Origin of the sequence: Runella sp. (genome assembly GCF_965279615.1) — a bacterium.
GTDB lineage: Bacteria > Bacteroidota > Bacteroidia > Cytophagales > Spirosomataceae > Runella.
Window position 1 is genome coordinate 7,738,795 of sequence record NZ_OZ257252.1, and the last position, 15,832, is coordinate 7,754,626.

The window sequence follows — 15,832 nt, forward strand, 5'->3', positions numbered from 1 at the left end:
CCAACACTGCATGAAAAACATTCTCCTTCATCTTCGAATTCCTTTTTCCTTTTTCTTATTACCGATTTTCTTATTTGCATTGAGCCAGTCGCTGCATCCGGATACAGCAAAGGCGTGGTGGGTTTTTCTGATCCTGCATTTTTTGCTGTTTCCGGCAAGCAATGCTTACAACAGCTATTATGATAAAGACGAAGGAAGCATTGGGTTATTGGAGACACCTCCACCCGTAAGCAAAGAGTTGTTCTATGTAGCTTGGGCACTTGATAGTATTGCGTTGGTGTTGGGATGGTTATTTGTGGGAAAATTATTTGCTCTCTATTTACTCATTTATGGATTGATCTCAAAAGCCTACAGCCATCCGTTGATTCGATTGAAAAAATACCCGATTTTGAGTTGGGGCATTGTTACGATCTTCCAAGGCGCTCTTACATATATGGCCGTATATCAGGCTATTAATCAATTGACGAGCTTTGAGCCGCTTGTTTCTCAATGGATGCCTGCGTTGGTGTGTACATCAAATTTACTGGCGATATACCCACTCACACAAGTATATCAGCACGAAGAAGATGCCAAACGAGGCGATATGACCATGAGTCGATTGTTGGGAATTAAAGGAACGTTTATCAATGCCTGCTTTTGGTTGCTGTTGTCTGGAGGCGGGTACTTGGGTTATTTCGGTTTTACATTGCCGTTATTGCTTTTGGTGATCCTGCTGTTTCCATTGCTGGCATTTTTTGGATGGTGGACTTGGAAAGTATGGCAGGACGAACGTAATGCGAATTTTAAAAATACCATGTGGCTAAACCTATTGGCAAGTGTATGTCTAAATGTTTTTTTTGGAATATTATGTTTTTTATGAGATTCGTAACATTCTGATAATCATATAAACAAGGCTAAAAGAGCGATTCTCTATATAAATTAGCCTGATTTTTTTCTTATAAACACTTGCATCATATACTCAAAAATTCTACTTTTGCACCACCAAATCACGGTAAACACATACGCGAAAGTAGCTCAGCTGGTAGAGCGCGACCTTGCCAAGGTCGAGGTCGCGGGTTCGAACCCCGTCTTTCGCTCCAAGCACCGCCGAAAACGGTGCTTTTTTTATCCGTAAGTAAATCACCGCCCGCCGGGGTGGTGGAACTGGTAGACACGCAGGACTTAGTTCATTGATTTTTTGACGATCTTCTGAAAAATTATCGTGAAAAAAACATCAAAAATTTGAGTGCACAGACGGAAACGTTTGATGTAGAATCGCTTAAAATCGGGGAAGTCTTCACAGCAATGTATGATAATCCCGAGCCAAGTCCCGGAAACAGCGGGAAAGGTGTAGAGACTTAACAGGCGAAATCTAAGTCCCGAAACAAGTTCGGGATAAGATTAAGAGAAAGTCCAGACCACAAATTCTAATCCGATTTAAATCGGATTTTGGAAGCGGCGAAAGTCGTAGCAGGTACGAAAATCCTGTGAGCCGAAACGCTCGTACGGGTTCGATTCCCGTCCCCGGTACTGATTATCAACGGGTTGTACAAGTAATTGTGCAGCCCGTTTTTCATTGGTACAACATAGCTACAACATTTTTTTGCAGCAATAAGGAGTTAAATTTCAAACGTAAATCCGCTTTCCAATAATTTATTATATACGCTTTCGTCGAAACGATAGAGAGTCGCTGCACGATGAGACACTTCCTGCTGACGTTCTTTTGTGTCAATTAAAAGGTTCATTTTAAGAAACTTCTTTCTAAAGTTTGATTTGTCCAGTTTCTGACCCAAAATAGCTTCATATAACTCCAACAGTTGCAAAAGCGTAAATTTAGGGGGCAACAGATTGAAACCGATAGGTTCGTGCTGAATCTTATGTTTTAAGAAAGCAAGACATTTTTCAAAAATAACGGTATGGTCAAAAGCCATTTGAGGAGTATCCTGGATTTTGAACCATGTAACATCCGCTTCGGTAGGGCCCGGGTGCAGTTCGAATTTTTCAATATTGACCAATGCATAATAGGCAATGGTAATAACTCTTCGAGCCGGAAAACGTTTTAAATCTCCAAACGCCTTAAACTGCTCCAAATAAATATTGCCGACTGAGGTTTGGGAAGACAAAATCCGTTCGGCGGCCTCGTCAATACTTTCATTGTACTTAATCCAACTTCCGGGCAGTGCCCATTGCCCGAGCGTAGGACCGATACCGTGTTTTACCAAAAGCACATGAAGTTGAGCGTCTTTGAATCCGAAAATAACGCAGTCTATGGAGAGATCTTCAATTATCTCGTCAGAAAAGTTCAAGAATAGTAAATTTAATGCGTTGAAAATAGAACCCCGGCTTACGCTCACTGTTTTCCAATACGTCAGGAATGAAATTGCACTCCGTTATCATCCGTTGGAAATATCGGGTAAAGATAAAATAGGGAATTAAATTTTCCGCTTATTGTATAAGTCTATTTACTCTTTATCAAGTTCTTTTGCAATATATTTTCATTTTCGGGGAACTTTCAAAACAGCATCGAATGCCGGTTTCGATTGTTTGCTTCGATTCCAAAGCAACGGATAATTGGTGCGATTCGGAATTGGGTAGTCGTTTTTCCATGACATCCCGTCATGAACACCCCACATGGTTACTCGGTCAATTTTATCTCTTTTACGGTAAAAGATCTCAAAGAAATGTGCATATCTGTCAGCGAGTACTTTTTGCATCGCATCGGGTAATCCGTTAGGGTAAGGGTCCAAAAAAGTTTTAAACTCTTCGTTTTGGAACTGTTTCTCACTCATCCCCTGACCGATGATCTGCCCTTCTTTGGTAAGCGGTAATACGTCTACGTCCAATTCCGTGATCATCACCTTTACTCCCAATGCTGCAAACGCATCAATGGCTGCTTCGATGTACTCGGTTTTGGGATAGTTCAACCCCCAATGCCCTTGGATACCGACCCCGTCAATGCGAATACCTTCCTTTTGCAGCATTTTGATCATCCTGACAATGCCATCCCGTTTCGATGGCCGCCAAGCGTTGAAATCGTTATAATACAATTCGGTATTGGGAGCGTATTGGGCAGCATACCTGAACGCCAACTTTACCAATTCTTCGCCGCTGCCAATGCCTTTGACCCACGTCGTCGGTCGGTAACTGCCGTCATCGTCAATGACTTCATTGACCACATCCCATGCCTGTACTTTACCTGCATATCTCCCTGCTACCGTTTTGATATGCTCATGCAAGCGCTCTGCTACAGCCTCTTTCGATTTGGGTTTGCCATTTTCATCTTGAAAAAACCAAGCCGGGGTTTGATTGTGCCAAACGAGCGTGTGCCCTACAATGAACATATTATTTTTTTTTCCGAATTCAACAAAGGCGTCTGCCGCTTCAAAGCGGAACTCTCCGGGCTTGGGATTAATAAGCCCCGCTTTCATAGAATTTTCAAGGGTGATGGTATTAAATTGTTTGACAACAATTTGTTGAGATGCGTTGTCGTTTCCCGAAACAATGGCATCATTGACCGACACGCCCATCTTAAAAGCATCCTTGTAAGCTTCTTTAAGCGTAAGTTGAGCCACTGATACGGTAGATATCAGCATAAAGAGGAGAAAAGTGAGCCGTTGATTCCCTTTTTTTAAGGTTGTACATGTCATGATGTCATTGGTTTTTGGATGACTTTCTTCAGAATTTAAGAATAAGGTTAAATTTTAACACTTTTACCGGTCGCCACCGATTTATAAATGGCCTCCACCACTCGGATGTCACGAAGTCCTTCCTCGCCGGGAGCAATCAAAGCTGTATTGTTCATGAGAGCCGTACAATCTTCATCCATCTGCTTCGCCTGCTGACTTTTGATCGGGAAATTGATGACAGTACCGTCAGACATGCTGCCTTTATTGCCGGAGTAACCGGACTGGGGCTCTAATTTCAGCCATCCTTTTTCGTAGTTAACCTGCAGATGGTTCATATTGATCCCGAAACTGGTATGACATGCCGCACGCGCTCCGCTCGGGAATTCAAGCATAAACATCATTGTTTCTTCTACTTCTTTGTAAATCTCCGGGCGTGTGGTGGATGCCTGGGCAATGACACTGATCGGTTCCTCGCCCGTCGCCAGCCTTGCTCCCTGCAGCGCATAAACCCCCATGTCACCCATGACACCGCCTCCCAATTTTTTATTCTGTTTCCAATGGTTGGTCCGACCGTCAACATAACCGGCGGCACTGGTAATCATTTTTACTTTACCGAATTTTTGATCCTTTGCCACCTGTATGACTGCCTGGATGTTCGGATCGTGTTGGCAACGGTACCCAATGGCCAGTTTCACATTATTGCTTTTACATGCGCTAATCATCGCTTCGCAATCTGCAACAGTAGGCGCCATCGGCTTTTCACAAAATACGTGCTTGCCCGCTTTAGCTGCCCGAACTACAAATTCACGATGCATCGAAGGAGGCAGTACGACATAGACAATATCAATGTCGGGATTGTCTTTTATACTGTCGAAATTTTGATAATTATAGATATTCTTCTCCGGAATATTGTACTTCTTTTTCCATGTTTCGGCTTTCGTTGGCGTACCTGTAACGATTCCGGCCAGATAACATTTCTCGGTCAGTTGCAATGCCGGAGCCAACAGATCCGTACTGTAATAGCCTAAGCCGACAAGTGCAATCCCCAACTTATCTTTTTTAGGGGTGACAGAAGCCAAAAGGGGGCTGTTGGAAACAAAGGCAGCCGCGCCGGCCAGTGTTAATTTGGTCAAAAATTCGCGTCTTTCAATGATCATAGCTTATTTTGAGTTTTATCTTTAGAAATTGTATCAATTTCTGAAATTTTATAGATTTCCCTTATTGAAATCACTTAAAAATTTAGCGAGCCCTGAATCGGTCAAGGGGTGTTTCAAGAGCGCAGTAATGGCACTCAACGGCCCGGTCATTACATCTGAACCGATTTCTGCACATTTCAAAATGTGAATAGGGTGTCTGATGGATGCTGCGAGTATTTGAGTCGTAAAATCGTAGTTATCGTAAATGAGTCGAATTTGCCGAATCAAGTCCATTCCGTCTACTGAAATGTCATCAAGGCGGCCGATAAAGGGCGATACATAGGTAGCTCCTGCTTTGGCCGCCAGTAATGCCTGCCCGGCCGAAAATATCAAGGTGCAGTTGGTCCTGATTCCTTTTTGGGTAAAGTATTTTATAGCCTTCACCCCGTCTTTAATGATCGGCACTTTCACCACGATATTTTCGTGCAATGCCGCAAGTTCTTCTCCTTCGGTGACCATTTCGTTAAAGGTCGTGGCAATGACTTCCGCCGATATGGGTCCGTCTACAATTTCGCAGATCGCTTTGTAATGATCAAGAATATTTTGTTTTCCGGTAATTCCCTCTTTGGCCATTAAGGAAGGATTGGTGGTAACGCCGTCCAATATCCCTAAATCATTTGCTTCTTTAATTTCACTCAGATTGGCAGTATCAATAAAAAATTTCATTCGTATTATGTTTATGATGTTTGAAAATCAACTTAAAACAAACCCTGATTTGCCGGTTACAAATAAGGGTCAATGGTTTGAATCGTTCCGTCGGCATTATGGATCAGCTCGGTGACTTTGATACTTCGCAAATGCGTAATCCCTTCTGAAAGACTGGAGTCATGATAAAAAAGATACCATTTTCCACTGACTTCACAGATGGAGTGATGCGTTGTCCATCCTACCACAGGATTCAGAATACGCCCCTGATAGAGGAACGGCCCATAGGGATGGTCGCCGACGGCATAGCAAATAAAATGCGTGTCGCCCGTCGAATAAGAAAAATAGTATTTGCCGTTGTACCGGTGCAACCAGGATGCCTCAAAAAAACGCCGTTCATTATCACCGGCCAAGAGCAATTCACCGTTCTCGTCCAGAATGTGGACGTCGCGTGGGCTTTCCGCAAATTGGAGCATGTCTTCCGTCAGTTTAGCCACTTTGGGACAAAGTGCGGTTTCATAAACTTCAGGTTCTTTGAATTGTTCATCGTAGACATTATGGCGATATTTTTGCAGTTGGCCGCCCCATATTCCCCCGAAATACAGATAAAAATTCCCGTCAATGTCTTCAAATACAGCGGGATCAATGCTGTAGCTGCCTTGTATAGGCAGTACCTCTGCTGTAAATGGCCCGGTGGGAGCAGTTGCCACCGCTACTCCTATTTGGAATATTCCTTCGGCATTTTTGGCGGGAAAATAAAGATAATAATTACCTGCTTTACACGCGGCATCGGGAGCCCACAGTTGCCGTTCGGCCCAAAAAACATCCTTGACATGTAAGGCTGTTCCGTGGTCGATCACTTCGCCGCCAATGCGGTCCATCGAAAACACATGGTAGTCTTCCATTCCGAAATGATCTCCGTTGTCATTGAACGGGATTCCCGCATCAATATCGTGCGAAGGGTAAATATAAATTCTGTCTTCAAAAACGTGCGCCGAGGGATCGGCCGTAAACAAATGATTGACCAGCGGCTGAGAAACAGCCCTTTCATTAAGTTGTTTGAAGTCAATATGTACTGTGCTTTCTTCAGGCATATTCAGAAAATTTTGATTAAAAAAATCAGTTACGTTTCTCTTTTAATTCGGTTTCGAGCCGAACTTCCATTGCTTTATCAATTTTATACCAAAACAGTAAGGCCGCACCCGCTAAAAAAATGAATCCCGGGTAGATACTCACGGACATTTTAATTCCTTCTACGGCTTCCGCTGATTGTTCTGCCTGTTCGGCAACATAGCCATACATTGACAGGATTGAGGCCCCCAATGAACCGCCGATGCTTAGTCCTGCTTTTAACCCAAAGATCATAGCCGAAAAAATGATGGCGGTAGCACGTCGATTATTTTTCCATTCGGAGTAATCGGCCACGTCAGCGATCATGGCCCAAAGCAGGGGGATTGTTATGCCATAGGTAAATCCATGCACGATTTGGGTGATGAATACAATGCCTATGTTGTCTTTCGGATAAAAATGAAACATCACCAAACATACCGCCGAGAGTGCAAGGAAAATCCCGAAGATGTTTCGTTTACCGAAGCGGTCGGCCAGCGGTTTTGAAAACAGAATCCCCACAATCATGAAGAGGATACCCCCTGCGTTAAAAAGACTGTTGGCGGAGGTGGGAGCATCTTCCGGCCATTCAAATTTGCCTAAACCTAAGCTGGTGACGGTTTCATTGAGTCCCAGGATGAAGCGATTAAAACCGATACTTTCTAAATAATCGCTTTGTGCGGAGGGATCAAGGTAATACTTAAAATAAAAAATATACATTCCGCCCTTTAGGGCTAACGTGACAAACACCAGTATCGTGACAATCAGCATGATCACCCACGGTTTATTTTTGCTCAGATCTGTCAGGTCCTGCCTGATCGTATTTTTTTCTTCAACGGGAGGCACTATACGCTCTTTGGTGGTAAGGAAGGTGATGCAGAAACAAATAACACCCACGATGGCGAAAAAGAGCATTACTTTCTCAAACCCGACGGCTTTGTTGCCGTGGCCCAACGACAGCGCCAGGGGCAGGAGCAATGATTGAATAATAAACTGAGCAATCATCACTGCTACAAACCGATAGGAGGAAAGACTGTTTCGCTCTTTCATGTCGCCCGTAATTACCCCGCTCAAGGCTGAATAGGGTAAGTTGTTGGCCGAATAGACAATGACCAATAAGAAGTAAGTGACAAATGCATACACAACTTTCCCACTATCGCTGAAATCAGGCGTAGAAAAGGCTAAGAGGGAAATAACCCCAAAAGGGAGGGAGGTCCAAAGCAGCCAGGGACGAAATTTTCCCCATCGGGTATGCGTTCGGTCGGCAATAATGCCCATCAGGATGTTGAAGAATGCCCCCGATAAGCCTCCCACAAAAATAATGATACCCGCTGTTCCGGCAGGTATCCTGTAAACGTCAGTGTAGAAATACGCCAAAAAAGTCATAAGGGTTTGAAAGATCAGGTTGGCGGCCAGATCACCCAAACTGTATCCGATTTTCTCGGCAACGGATAACTTTTGATTAGGGGAATACATTCGTGTAAAGGTTAGAAATGTTAGATTTCAGGAAGTAGTTTTTATCAAAAGAACCCTTATGGTATTTTTTACTATAATCCTGATAATATTTTATCAAAACTTTGGTAACTAATTTTCATTACTCAAGATGAAGCAAAACTTTGCTGAGTTTACGCACTTTACAAAGAAGAGAGACATGGCCGGCCGGCATAATTCGTTCTGTGTACCTCTTTTATTTGGCATGATGCAGGTGTAAAAAAATTTTTTTTGAACTTATTGTTAAAAATACCATAAGATACCTAAACTTTATTACTTTTGTTAGAGCAATCACAATAATTCTTTATTTGATTATATTACTGTCGGATTTTATGGCTTTACAAGTCCAGGATGAAGTATTATGGAAAGCATATCGCTCGGGTGATAAGCAGGCATTAGGCTTTTTGGCCGAACGTTACTATCGTTCACTAAGACATTATGGCCTAAAATTTATGGTTGACGAGGCAACCGTAGAGGACTGTATTCAGGAAATCTTCCTACAGCTTTGGCAGAATCGACTCCAAATAAACGATACGTGCTCTGTAAAGCACTATTTATTAAAATCATTAAGACACCTTATCTTTCAATTTCGGCGCAACGAAAAACACTTTGTTTCTTCGGAAATTGATTGGGACAGCTCTTTTCCCGAAGACATAGATGCCGAGACACTAATGATTCGCCGGGAGACAACCATTTTACAAATCAATGAACTTAACCGTCAATTATTGACACTGCCCGCCCGCGAACGGGAAGCGCTTTATTTGCGGTACTACGAAAACCTGTCGGTCACTGAAATTGCTGAAACAATGCATGTTAACCGGCAATCGGTATCTAATTTCCTGCAGAAAGCCCTTGTAAAACTTCGGACTCGTATGTGGGATAATGCATCAATTGTCGATAATTGGTATTTTTCTTAAAAAAAATTGGCTTCAACTAGGGTATCCTGAAGCAGTATTTTCATATTATCTATAAAACATTAGGAAAGTACCAATGAGTCTGCCACTTGATAACCTTTCAATCAATGATTTTCTGGAAGACGAATCTTTTCAAATTTGGATGAGAGAGAGGCGTCCGGCAGATCGGTTGTACTGGCAGCAATGGCTGATACAGCATCCTGAGAAAGAAAATATTTATGAGCAAGCGGTAGCAGCCTTTTTGGTTATTGAGGGAAATAAGCAGGAACTCCCTGATTGGGAAATTGCGGAAAAAGCCCGAAAAATGCTTGAACTGATGCCGGATGTTCCGGCGGCGGAAGTAAAACCTTTATGGAGCAGGAATTGGTGGAGTGGGGCGGTAGCGGCGGCTGTAGTGATTATAGGTCTTTTTATCTGTTGGCAATTTGAGGTATTCTCCGTCAATAAACCTAATAGGCTGACGAACCGAAAAGAAGAAAAACAACTGGAAGCGGACCAATGGGAAGTAGTTAATAATACAATGAATGAGCCAAAGGTTGTGCTATTGCCGGATAACTCGTCAGTAGTACTGTCGGCCGGGAGCCGCTTACGTTTTCGTAAAGAAACAACTGCCGAATTAAGAGAGGTCTTTCTTGAGGGAGAGGCGTTTTTTGAGGTGGCCAAAGATGCTGCCAAGCCATTTTTTGTATATACAAACGCTCTTACAGCCAAGGTGTTAGGAACCAGTTTTCAAGTACGCTCATTCACTGATGAAGAAACTGTTTTTGTGAATGTAAAAACGGGTAAGGTAGTAGTTACCTCTGTTTCGTCACCGGAAAAATCGGTACTGCTTATTCATAAACAACAATTGAGTCTTGAAACTAAAACCGATACATTTCTTAAAGAGGAAAATAAAATAGCGGACGAAAGTGTAGCAACAGTTGCCAACAGAGAGTTTACGTACGACTATGTCCCTGTTGCTGACATATTTGATCAGCTGGCATCTGTTTATCATTTACCGATTCAGTACGACCGGGAACTGTTGCAATCCTGCACCTTTACCGGGCAATTGAATGATATGCCTTTGCCGGAAAAAATCCGACTTATTTGTCTTACCATTGAATCTGATTTTGAAATCATTGACAATCAAGTGATTGTCCACAGTCGCGGTTGCCATTAATTGTTTATTCAACCTTTAACCAATTCAGTCCTTATGATGTAGAATCTATCGCTTTTTAAAAAGGAAAAGCGATAGTGCTCCCAACACTATCGCTTGTTACATTCCTAAATGTGTCACTAATACACATTTGCCCCTTTTAGCAAGGGAAAGGAGATTTTTTGTCATTTTTTCCACAAAAACAACAAAACGAACAAATGTATGCATTACTTCTTTATTAATCACACTGTTTGGATCAGGATTATGAGAATATCAGGCCTGCAAATTTTGCTTGCACTAACCCTAGCCAACATAAGCTTTGCTATTGACAGCAGAGCCCAAGAAATTCTTAATCGCCGAGTCAGTTTTTCGGCTAACAATCAGGATGCTGAAGTAATTATCAAGCGCCTTGAAAAACTGGCGAACGTCCAATTTATGTTCAGTCGGGAAATTGTTCAATCAAAGCGAAAAATCACCTATCAGGCTAACAATGAAGAGCTTTTTGGTGTGTTAGATCACATTTTGACACCACTTAACTTAACCTACGAAGTAGTAGGGCAACAAATTTTAATTAAAAGAAGCCTCCCCCCGGCGCAAGCTCCTCAGCAGAACTCCTCCGAAAAAGCAAGCATATCCGAGATAAAAGAAATTGATATTACCGGAAAAGTAACGAGCGAAGACGGACAAGGGCTGCCCGGAGTAAATGTTCAGGTGAAAGGTACGGTTCGTGGAACGAGTTCGGATGCCAACGGTAATTACAAACTAACGCTCACGGATGCCAACGGAGTTGTGCTTGTGTTCTCGTACGTTGGGTATGTTACCAAAGAAGTAGCTGTTGGTGCTCAAAAGGTCATAGATATTCGCTTGGAAGCAGATAACAAAACGCTCAACGAAGTAGTGGTAGTAGGTTACGGAACACAGCGCAAAAGAGATGTGACCGGTGCCGTTGTATCAGTTAACGAGGCTACGTTGAAAGAAGTGCCGGCACCCAACCTTCTTAACCAACTCAAAGGACGTGCCGCAGGGGTATCCATCGTAAGTAACGGCTCAACGCCGGGTAGTCAGGCAACCATTCGTATCCGTGGCAACCGCTCCCTTACGACGGGTAATGGCGATGGTCTGGATGGCCCGCTTGTGGTAGTAGATGGAATTCCGTTTGGTGGGCTGAATGATATAAACCCGGACGACATTGCGAACCTTGAAATTTTGAAAGACGCATCGGCAACGGCCATTTATGGTTCAAGAGGTGCGGGTGGTGTCATCCTGATTACAACCAAAAGAGGTAAAGTTGGTAAACCCGTATTGACATATGATGGCTACCACGGTGTAACGAGCATCATGGGTAAATATAATGTCATGAATGGAGCGCAGTATGCAAAATTCAAAGAGCAATCGGCAGCATTGAACACCCAGGGGGCCGGTACAACGGCATACCCGCTGACCGATGAAGAAAAGGCAAATCTTGCCGCGGGAGTTTCTACCGATTGGCAGGATCTATTGTACAGACAGGGCTTTAACACAAGCCATCAGCTCGGATTACAGGGTGGAGTGGAAAATACGCAGTACGGTTTGGGTCTTGGCTATTTTAATGAAACGGGTATTATGCCAAACCAAAACTTTGACCGCTTTACCATCCGTGCCACCATAGACCAAAAAATCGGGAAACGTGTTAAAGTCGGTTTGAATACAATCAATACGCTTACTCGCAAAAATGACCCTGCAGGTGGCGGTGTTCCGACTGAGTTGATTCGCTTGTCTCCGCTCATCAAGCCATACAATGATGATGGCACGGTACTCCTGAACCCTAAGCGAGGAACCATTGAAGCGCAGGCCGTGAGCCCACTCACACTCATCACTCGTGGAAAAGATATTCTTTCCAATGAGCGTTCGATCAGAACATTCAACAGTTTGTACGCAGAAGTTTCTATTCTGGACGGCCTCAGATACCGTTTCAATGCGGGTCTGAACTATAGCCAGACCGGTTTCAATGGCTACGGCCCTCCAAATACATTTGTCAATACAGGGGTTGACCAAAGTGTATCCAGCGCTGAAATCAGAAATACTGAATATTGGGATATAAACATGCAGCACTTGTTGTATTATGATAAAACCATTGGAAAACATAGACTGGGCTTCACCGCGCTCTATGAATATACAAAAAATCACTCACTGGGCAGCCGATTTACGGTAAAGGGGGTTCCGGCTGATTACATTAAAACAGCCAATTTTGCGCTGGCTTCCGGGACGCCGGTTGCCCCTACAGACTTCGGTAATTCCTTTTCAGAAACCGGTCTGCTTTCCTACATGGCTCGATTGAACTATACGTTCAATGATAAATACATCCTGACGGCAACATTCCGTAGAGATGGTTCGTCTACCTTATCGCCTGCTAATCAATACTTCAACTATCCTGCCATCGGGTTAAGCTGGAACCTCATTGACGAGCCGTTTATGAAAAACCTGACCTTTTTGTCAAATTTGAAACTAAGAGGCGGTTGGGGAATTTCGGGTAACCGCAACGTAGGGGCTTATGCCACATTGGGAGCGCTCTCAACAGGGTATTATAATTTCGGTACTACGACTGCCGGGCAGGCACTTGCCTATACCGTTACCAGCCTTCCGGCAAGTAATTTGGGTTGGCAATCTACGTCTCAGACAGATGTTGGGTTAGAAATAGGTTTGTTTAACAACCGTATCACCGGCACATTTGATGTGTATTTCCAGAAAACGAAAGACATTTTGCTTTCGGTAAACCTTCCGGAAAGTAACGGTGCCAACTCTACCTTGAAAAACTTAGGAAGAACCGAAGGAAAAGGGTTTGAATCATCGTTGACCTTTGATATTTTCAGAAATAAAGGAGGCTTTAACTGGAGTGCTGACGTAACCTATTTCTTTAACCGTGAAAAAATTACGCAGCTTACAACGCCGACTGAGTTAGATAACAAAGGAAACTTCTGGTTTGTAGGCCAACCGCTTACTGTCATTTATGACTATAATAAGATCGGTATCTGGCAGCAGTCGGACGCGGATAACGGTGCGTTGAAAAAACAAACATCGCCGGTGCAACTTCCCGGTGAGATCAGAGTGGAAGATGTTGACAATAACGGGGTCATTGATGCAAACGACCGTAAGATCATCGGCAATTTCCAACCCAAGTGGGAAGGTGGTTTAACCAATAGAATCAGTTACAAAGGATTCGACATATCCATCGTGACATTCGCCCGGATGGGAATGAAAGTGGTGGTTCCGTACTTGTCGGGTACTTCAGGGGGCGGTTCCGGTTTTGGTTTCCTAAACCAAGGACGTTCAAACCAATTGGTAATGGATTATTGGACCCCGGAAAACCCGACCAATGCTTTCCCAAGACCTGATGCAGGCGGCGGCGTACGAAACTTTACTTCTACTACTTCTTATCAGGATGGTTCTTTCATTAAAATGAGAAGTATCAACGTAGGTTATACAGTCAGTGGTAAAATACTTAACAAAATTGGTGTTTCCTCGGCGCGTATTTACCTGAATGCGACCAACCCTTTTATTATTTATTCACCATTGGTAAAAGCCAAGTTGGCGGTTGATCCGGAAGGAAATGGCTATGGTAACACCATTCAGGGAGGAAACTTTAACCGTTTCGTGACGGTAAACTTAAACAACCCTCCGGTTCGTCAATTTACATTAGGTTTAAATCTTAAATTTTAATTCAAGATGAAAAAGATACATATTTCAATCATTGCCTTCACTTTATTTTTCTGTGTAGGATGCGGAAAAATACTGGAAGAGCATCCGCAATCGCAGATTGTACCGTCGTATTTTAATAGCCCCTCAGGTGTATTGGGCGGTATTGCCGGGGTATATAATTTAATCCGAAACCAATGGGGAACCGAAGGGTTTTCTTCTGAAATGCAGGCCGGCACTGACGAGTTTATTCAGGGGGCCAGTAGCGGCGGCGGTCCCGTACATACGTTTAATGGGTTGAATAGCAGCAATTTCGGCTCTGCTTGGGGAACATCGTTTGTGGCAATAAATACCCTCAACGGTGTATTGCAGTACGGTCAGAGTATTGACCTGCCCGTAGCAACAAAAAACCAGTACTTAGCACAAGCTAAGTTTTTGAGGGCTTTCTGGTATTTCTATTTGGTACAAACCTGGGGCGATGTTCCATTAAGCACTGAATTTATTACGGTTCCATCACAAAGTGCCAAAAGAGATCCGGCAACAGAGGTATATAAGTTGATTATTCAAGACCTAACCGAAGCAGCCGCCGCTTTACCCGATAAACCGACCGCTCCATTCTTAGGAAAGGCTGCGACCAAACCTGTAGCTTTATTTTTCTTGGCAAAAGCCTATCTGACCCGTGGTTGGCTGACAAATTCGCAGGCAGATTTTGCCGAAGCCGCTAAAATTTCGAGTGATCTTATTGCAGCTAAAGGAACATATGGTTTAGACCTCTGGCAGGACTTTGGCGATGCTTTCGTACCTGCAAACGACAATGGAAAAGAAACAATGTTTGTGAGCGATCACTCAAACGATGCTAAGTTTGGGTATTATAGCGTAGGAGGTGGAGCCAGTGGCGGTGACGCTCAAAACCTGACGCCTTGGTTTACCAATTGGAACTACCCAAACAACAGCGGGATTAACTCATTTGTAAACGCCTCGGGTGTTTTGGTAAATTCCGGAACGTCAGGGATGATTCGTGATTCATACTATGGCCGCCCATACGCCCGTATTCGCCCCAACAGTGTAAAACAAACATCCGGAGAAAGTACCGGCAAAAATTATTTTCTGGATCAGGCTTTTGTGAAAAGAGATGTAGATTCACGATTTGCCAATACGTTCTACACAGTATATATCTCCAATACTGCCGTAACGAATACGCCAACGGCGGCCAATAACAAACGCGGTATTGGATATACGACGCAGGTTGGGGTTGATACTGCTGTATGGATAACCGATTATGAAGTGGTAGGTGCTCCGCAGTTCGTTGGAACGAGACCTTTCAAAGGAATCGTTGCGCCTCCAAGCACGTGGAATGCCAACTTATATCCTGCCATTAAGAAACACATGGATCCGAGTCGTGGCAGCAATTTCAATGATCCTTCCACTCGCCCTGTAGTGATCACCCGTTTTTCTGAAGTGTACTTAGTAGGGGCAGAAGCATACCTGATGGCGGGAAACAAGGCAAAAGCAGCCGAACTTCTCAACGTCATTCGCCAAAGAGCTGCTTATCGTAAGACCAATACCGCGGCACAAAATGCGGCGGCCGCTACTGCGATGACGATCAGCGCCGACGATGTTACCGTTGATTTTATTCTGGATGAGCGAAGCAGAGAATTGTTTGGTGAGTGGATGAGATACCACGACTTAGTTCGTACCAAAACATTAGTAAGACGGATAAAAGCCTGGAATAACGAGGCCGCTCCCTATATCAAAGATTTTCATATGTTGAGACCAATTCCTCAGACACAAATAGACCGTACGGTGGAAGGACCTAAATTCCCGCAAAATCCCGGTTATTGATAAGGTAAATAATAGTGAGATAGATTGTCAGAGATGTAAGAGGTATTTTTCCTCTTACATCTTTTAATGTATCAATACCCTAAAATAATCGACTCTCCTATATTGTGTGTTTTAATGATTTTTGGTGTCAACTCTTTTTTTTGTATAATTTATAAAATAAATATAATTTATTTGCTTCCATTGAAGCATTTACTGTTATCTTTGGTCAGAGTGAATGTATTTTGC

11 protein-coding genes and 1 tRNA gene are annotated in these 15,832 nt (G+C 43.3%); 6 read left to right on the forward strand and 6 right to left on the reverse strand.

Annotation, left to right across the window (positions count from 1 at the left end):
- The first annotated feature begins 10 nt into the window (after positions 1–10).
- Complete coding sequence (locus ACQY73_RS32765; RefSeq protein WP_428658598.1) at positions 11–859, forward strand: UbiA family prenyltransferase; 849 nt, start codon at positions 11–13, stop codon at positions 857–859.
- Positions 860–1,003: 144 nt separating this feature from the next.
- Positions 1,004–1,079, forward strand: a tRNA-Gly gene (locus tag ACQY73_RS32770).
- Positions 1,080–1,598: 519 nt separating this feature from the next.
- Here ACQY73_RS32770 and ACQY73_RS32775 read toward each other — a convergent pair.
- From ACQY73_RS32775 to ACQY73_RS32800, 6 genes are all read right to left on the reverse strand, one after another.
- On the reverse strand, positions 1,599–2,285 hold the full coding sequence (locus ACQY73_RS32775; protein ID WP_428658601.1) for an NUDIX hydrolase: 687 nt from the start codon (positions 2,283–2,285) through the stop codon (positions 1,599–1,601).
- Between the two features lie 189 nt (positions 2,286–2,474).
- A complete protein-coding gene (locus ACQY73_RS32780; RefSeq protein WP_428658604.1) occupies positions 2,475–3,626 on the reverse strand; it encodes an endo-1,4-beta-xylanase in 1,152 nt (383 codons plus the stop codon).
- 47 nt (positions 3,627–3,673) lie between these two features.
- Complete coding sequence (locus ACQY73_RS32785) at positions 3,674–4,762, reverse strand: Gfo/Idh/MocA family protein (RefSeq protein WP_428658607.1); 1,089 nt, start codon at positions 4,760–4,762, stop codon at positions 3,674–3,676.
- A gap of 48 nt (positions 4,763–4,810) precedes the next feature.
- Positions 4,811–5,467, reverse strand: coding sequence for a fructose-6-phosphate aldolase (fsa, locus tag ACQY73_RS32790; RefSeq protein ID WP_428658610.1), 657 nt, complete (start codon positions 5,465–5,467; stop codon positions 4,811–4,813).
- Between the two features lie 56 nt (positions 5,468–5,523).
- Entirely contained in the window at positions 5,524–6,540 is a 1,017-nt protein-coding gene (locus ACQY73_RS32795) for a glycoside hydrolase family 43 protein (protein ID WP_428658613.1), read from the reverse strand.
- A 25-nt stretch (positions 6,541–6,565) separates the two neighbouring features.
- Positions 6,566–8,029: an MFS transporter gene (locus tag ACQY73_RS32800; RefSeq protein WP_428658616.1), complete on the reverse strand. Its 1,464-nt coding sequence runs from the start codon at positions 8,027–8,029 to the stop codon at positions 6,566–6,568.
- Between the two features lie 347 nt (positions 8,030–8,376).
- Between ACQY73_RS32800 and ACQY73_RS32805 the strand changes: the two genes are divergently transcribed.
- The 4 genes from ACQY73_RS32805 (at position 8,377) to ACQY73_RS32820 (ending at position 15,607) form a co-directional block, all read left to right on the forward strand.
- Entirely contained in the window at positions 8,377–8,961 is a 585-nt protein-coding gene (locus tag ACQY73_RS32805) for an RNA polymerase sigma factor (RefSeq protein WP_428658619.1), read from the forward strand.
- Positions 8,962–9,034: 73 nt separating this feature from the next.
- On the forward strand, positions 9,035–10,117 hold the full coding sequence (locus ACQY73_RS32810) for a FecR family protein (protein ID WP_428658622.1): 1,083 nt from the start codon (positions 9,035–9,037) through the stop codon (positions 10,115–10,117).
- Positions 10,118–10,315: 198 nt separating this feature from the next.
- Positions 10,316–13,789 carry a TonB-dependent receptor gene (locus tag ACQY73_RS32815; protein WP_428658624.1) on the forward strand — a complete coding sequence of 1,158 codons (3,474 nt, stop codon included), beginning with the start codon at positions 10,316–10,318 and terminating at the stop codon, positions 13,787–13,789.
- Positions 13,790–13,795: 6 nt separating this feature from the next.
- Positions 13,796–15,607 carry a RagB/SusD family nutrient uptake outer membrane protein gene (locus ACQY73_RS32820; protein WP_428658627.1) on the forward strand — a complete coding sequence of 604 codons (1,812 nt, stop codon included), beginning with the start codon at positions 13,796–13,798 and terminating at the stop codon, positions 15,605–15,607.
- Positions 15,608–15,832 lie beyond the last annotated feature (225 nt).

What these genes read in the sequence shown, in the direction of transcription:
- ACQY73_RS32810 (WP_428658622.1), top strand. Translation starts at nt 9,035, where the DNA reads ATGAGTCTGCCACTTGATAACCTTTCAATCAATGATTTTCTGGAAGAC.
- ACQY73_RS32765 (WP_428658598.1), top strand. Translation starts at nt 11, where the DNA reads ATGAAAAACATTCTCCTTCATCTTCGAATTCCTTTTTCCTTTTTCTTA.
- ACQY73_RS32795 (WP_428658613.1), bottom strand. Translation starts at nt 6,540, where the DNA reads ATGCCTGAAGAAAGCACAGTACATATTGACTTCAAACAACTTAATGAA.
- ACQY73_RS32800 (WP_428658616.1), bottom strand. Translation starts at nt 8,029, where the DNA reads ATGTATTCCCCTAATCAAAAGTTATCCGTTGCCGAGAAAATCGGATAC.
- fsa (WP_428658610.1), bottom strand. Translation starts at nt 5,467, where the DNA reads ATGAAATTTTTTATTGATACTGCCAATCTGAGTGAAATTAAAGAAGCA.
- ACQY73_RS32780 (WP_428658604.1), bottom strand. Translation starts at nt 3,626, where the DNA reads ATGACATGTACAACCTTAAAAAAAGGGAATCAACGGCTCACTTTTCTC.
- ACQY73_RS32820 (WP_428658627.1), top strand. Translation starts at nt 13,796, where the DNA reads ATGAAAAAGATACATATTTCAATCATTGCCTTCACTTTATTTTTCTGT.
- ACQY73_RS32785 (WP_428658607.1), bottom strand. Translation starts at nt 4,762, where the DNA reads ATGATCATTGAAAGACGCGAATTTTTGACCAAATTAACACTGGCCGGC.
- ACQY73_RS32815 (WP_428658624.1), top strand. Translation starts at nt 10,316, where the DNA reads ATGCATTACTTCTTTATTAATCACACTGTTTGGATCAGGATTATGAGA.
- ACQY73_RS32805 (WP_428658619.1), top strand. Translation starts at nt 8,377, where the DNA reads ATGGCTTTACAAGTCCAGGATGAAGTATTATGGAAAGCATATCGCTCG.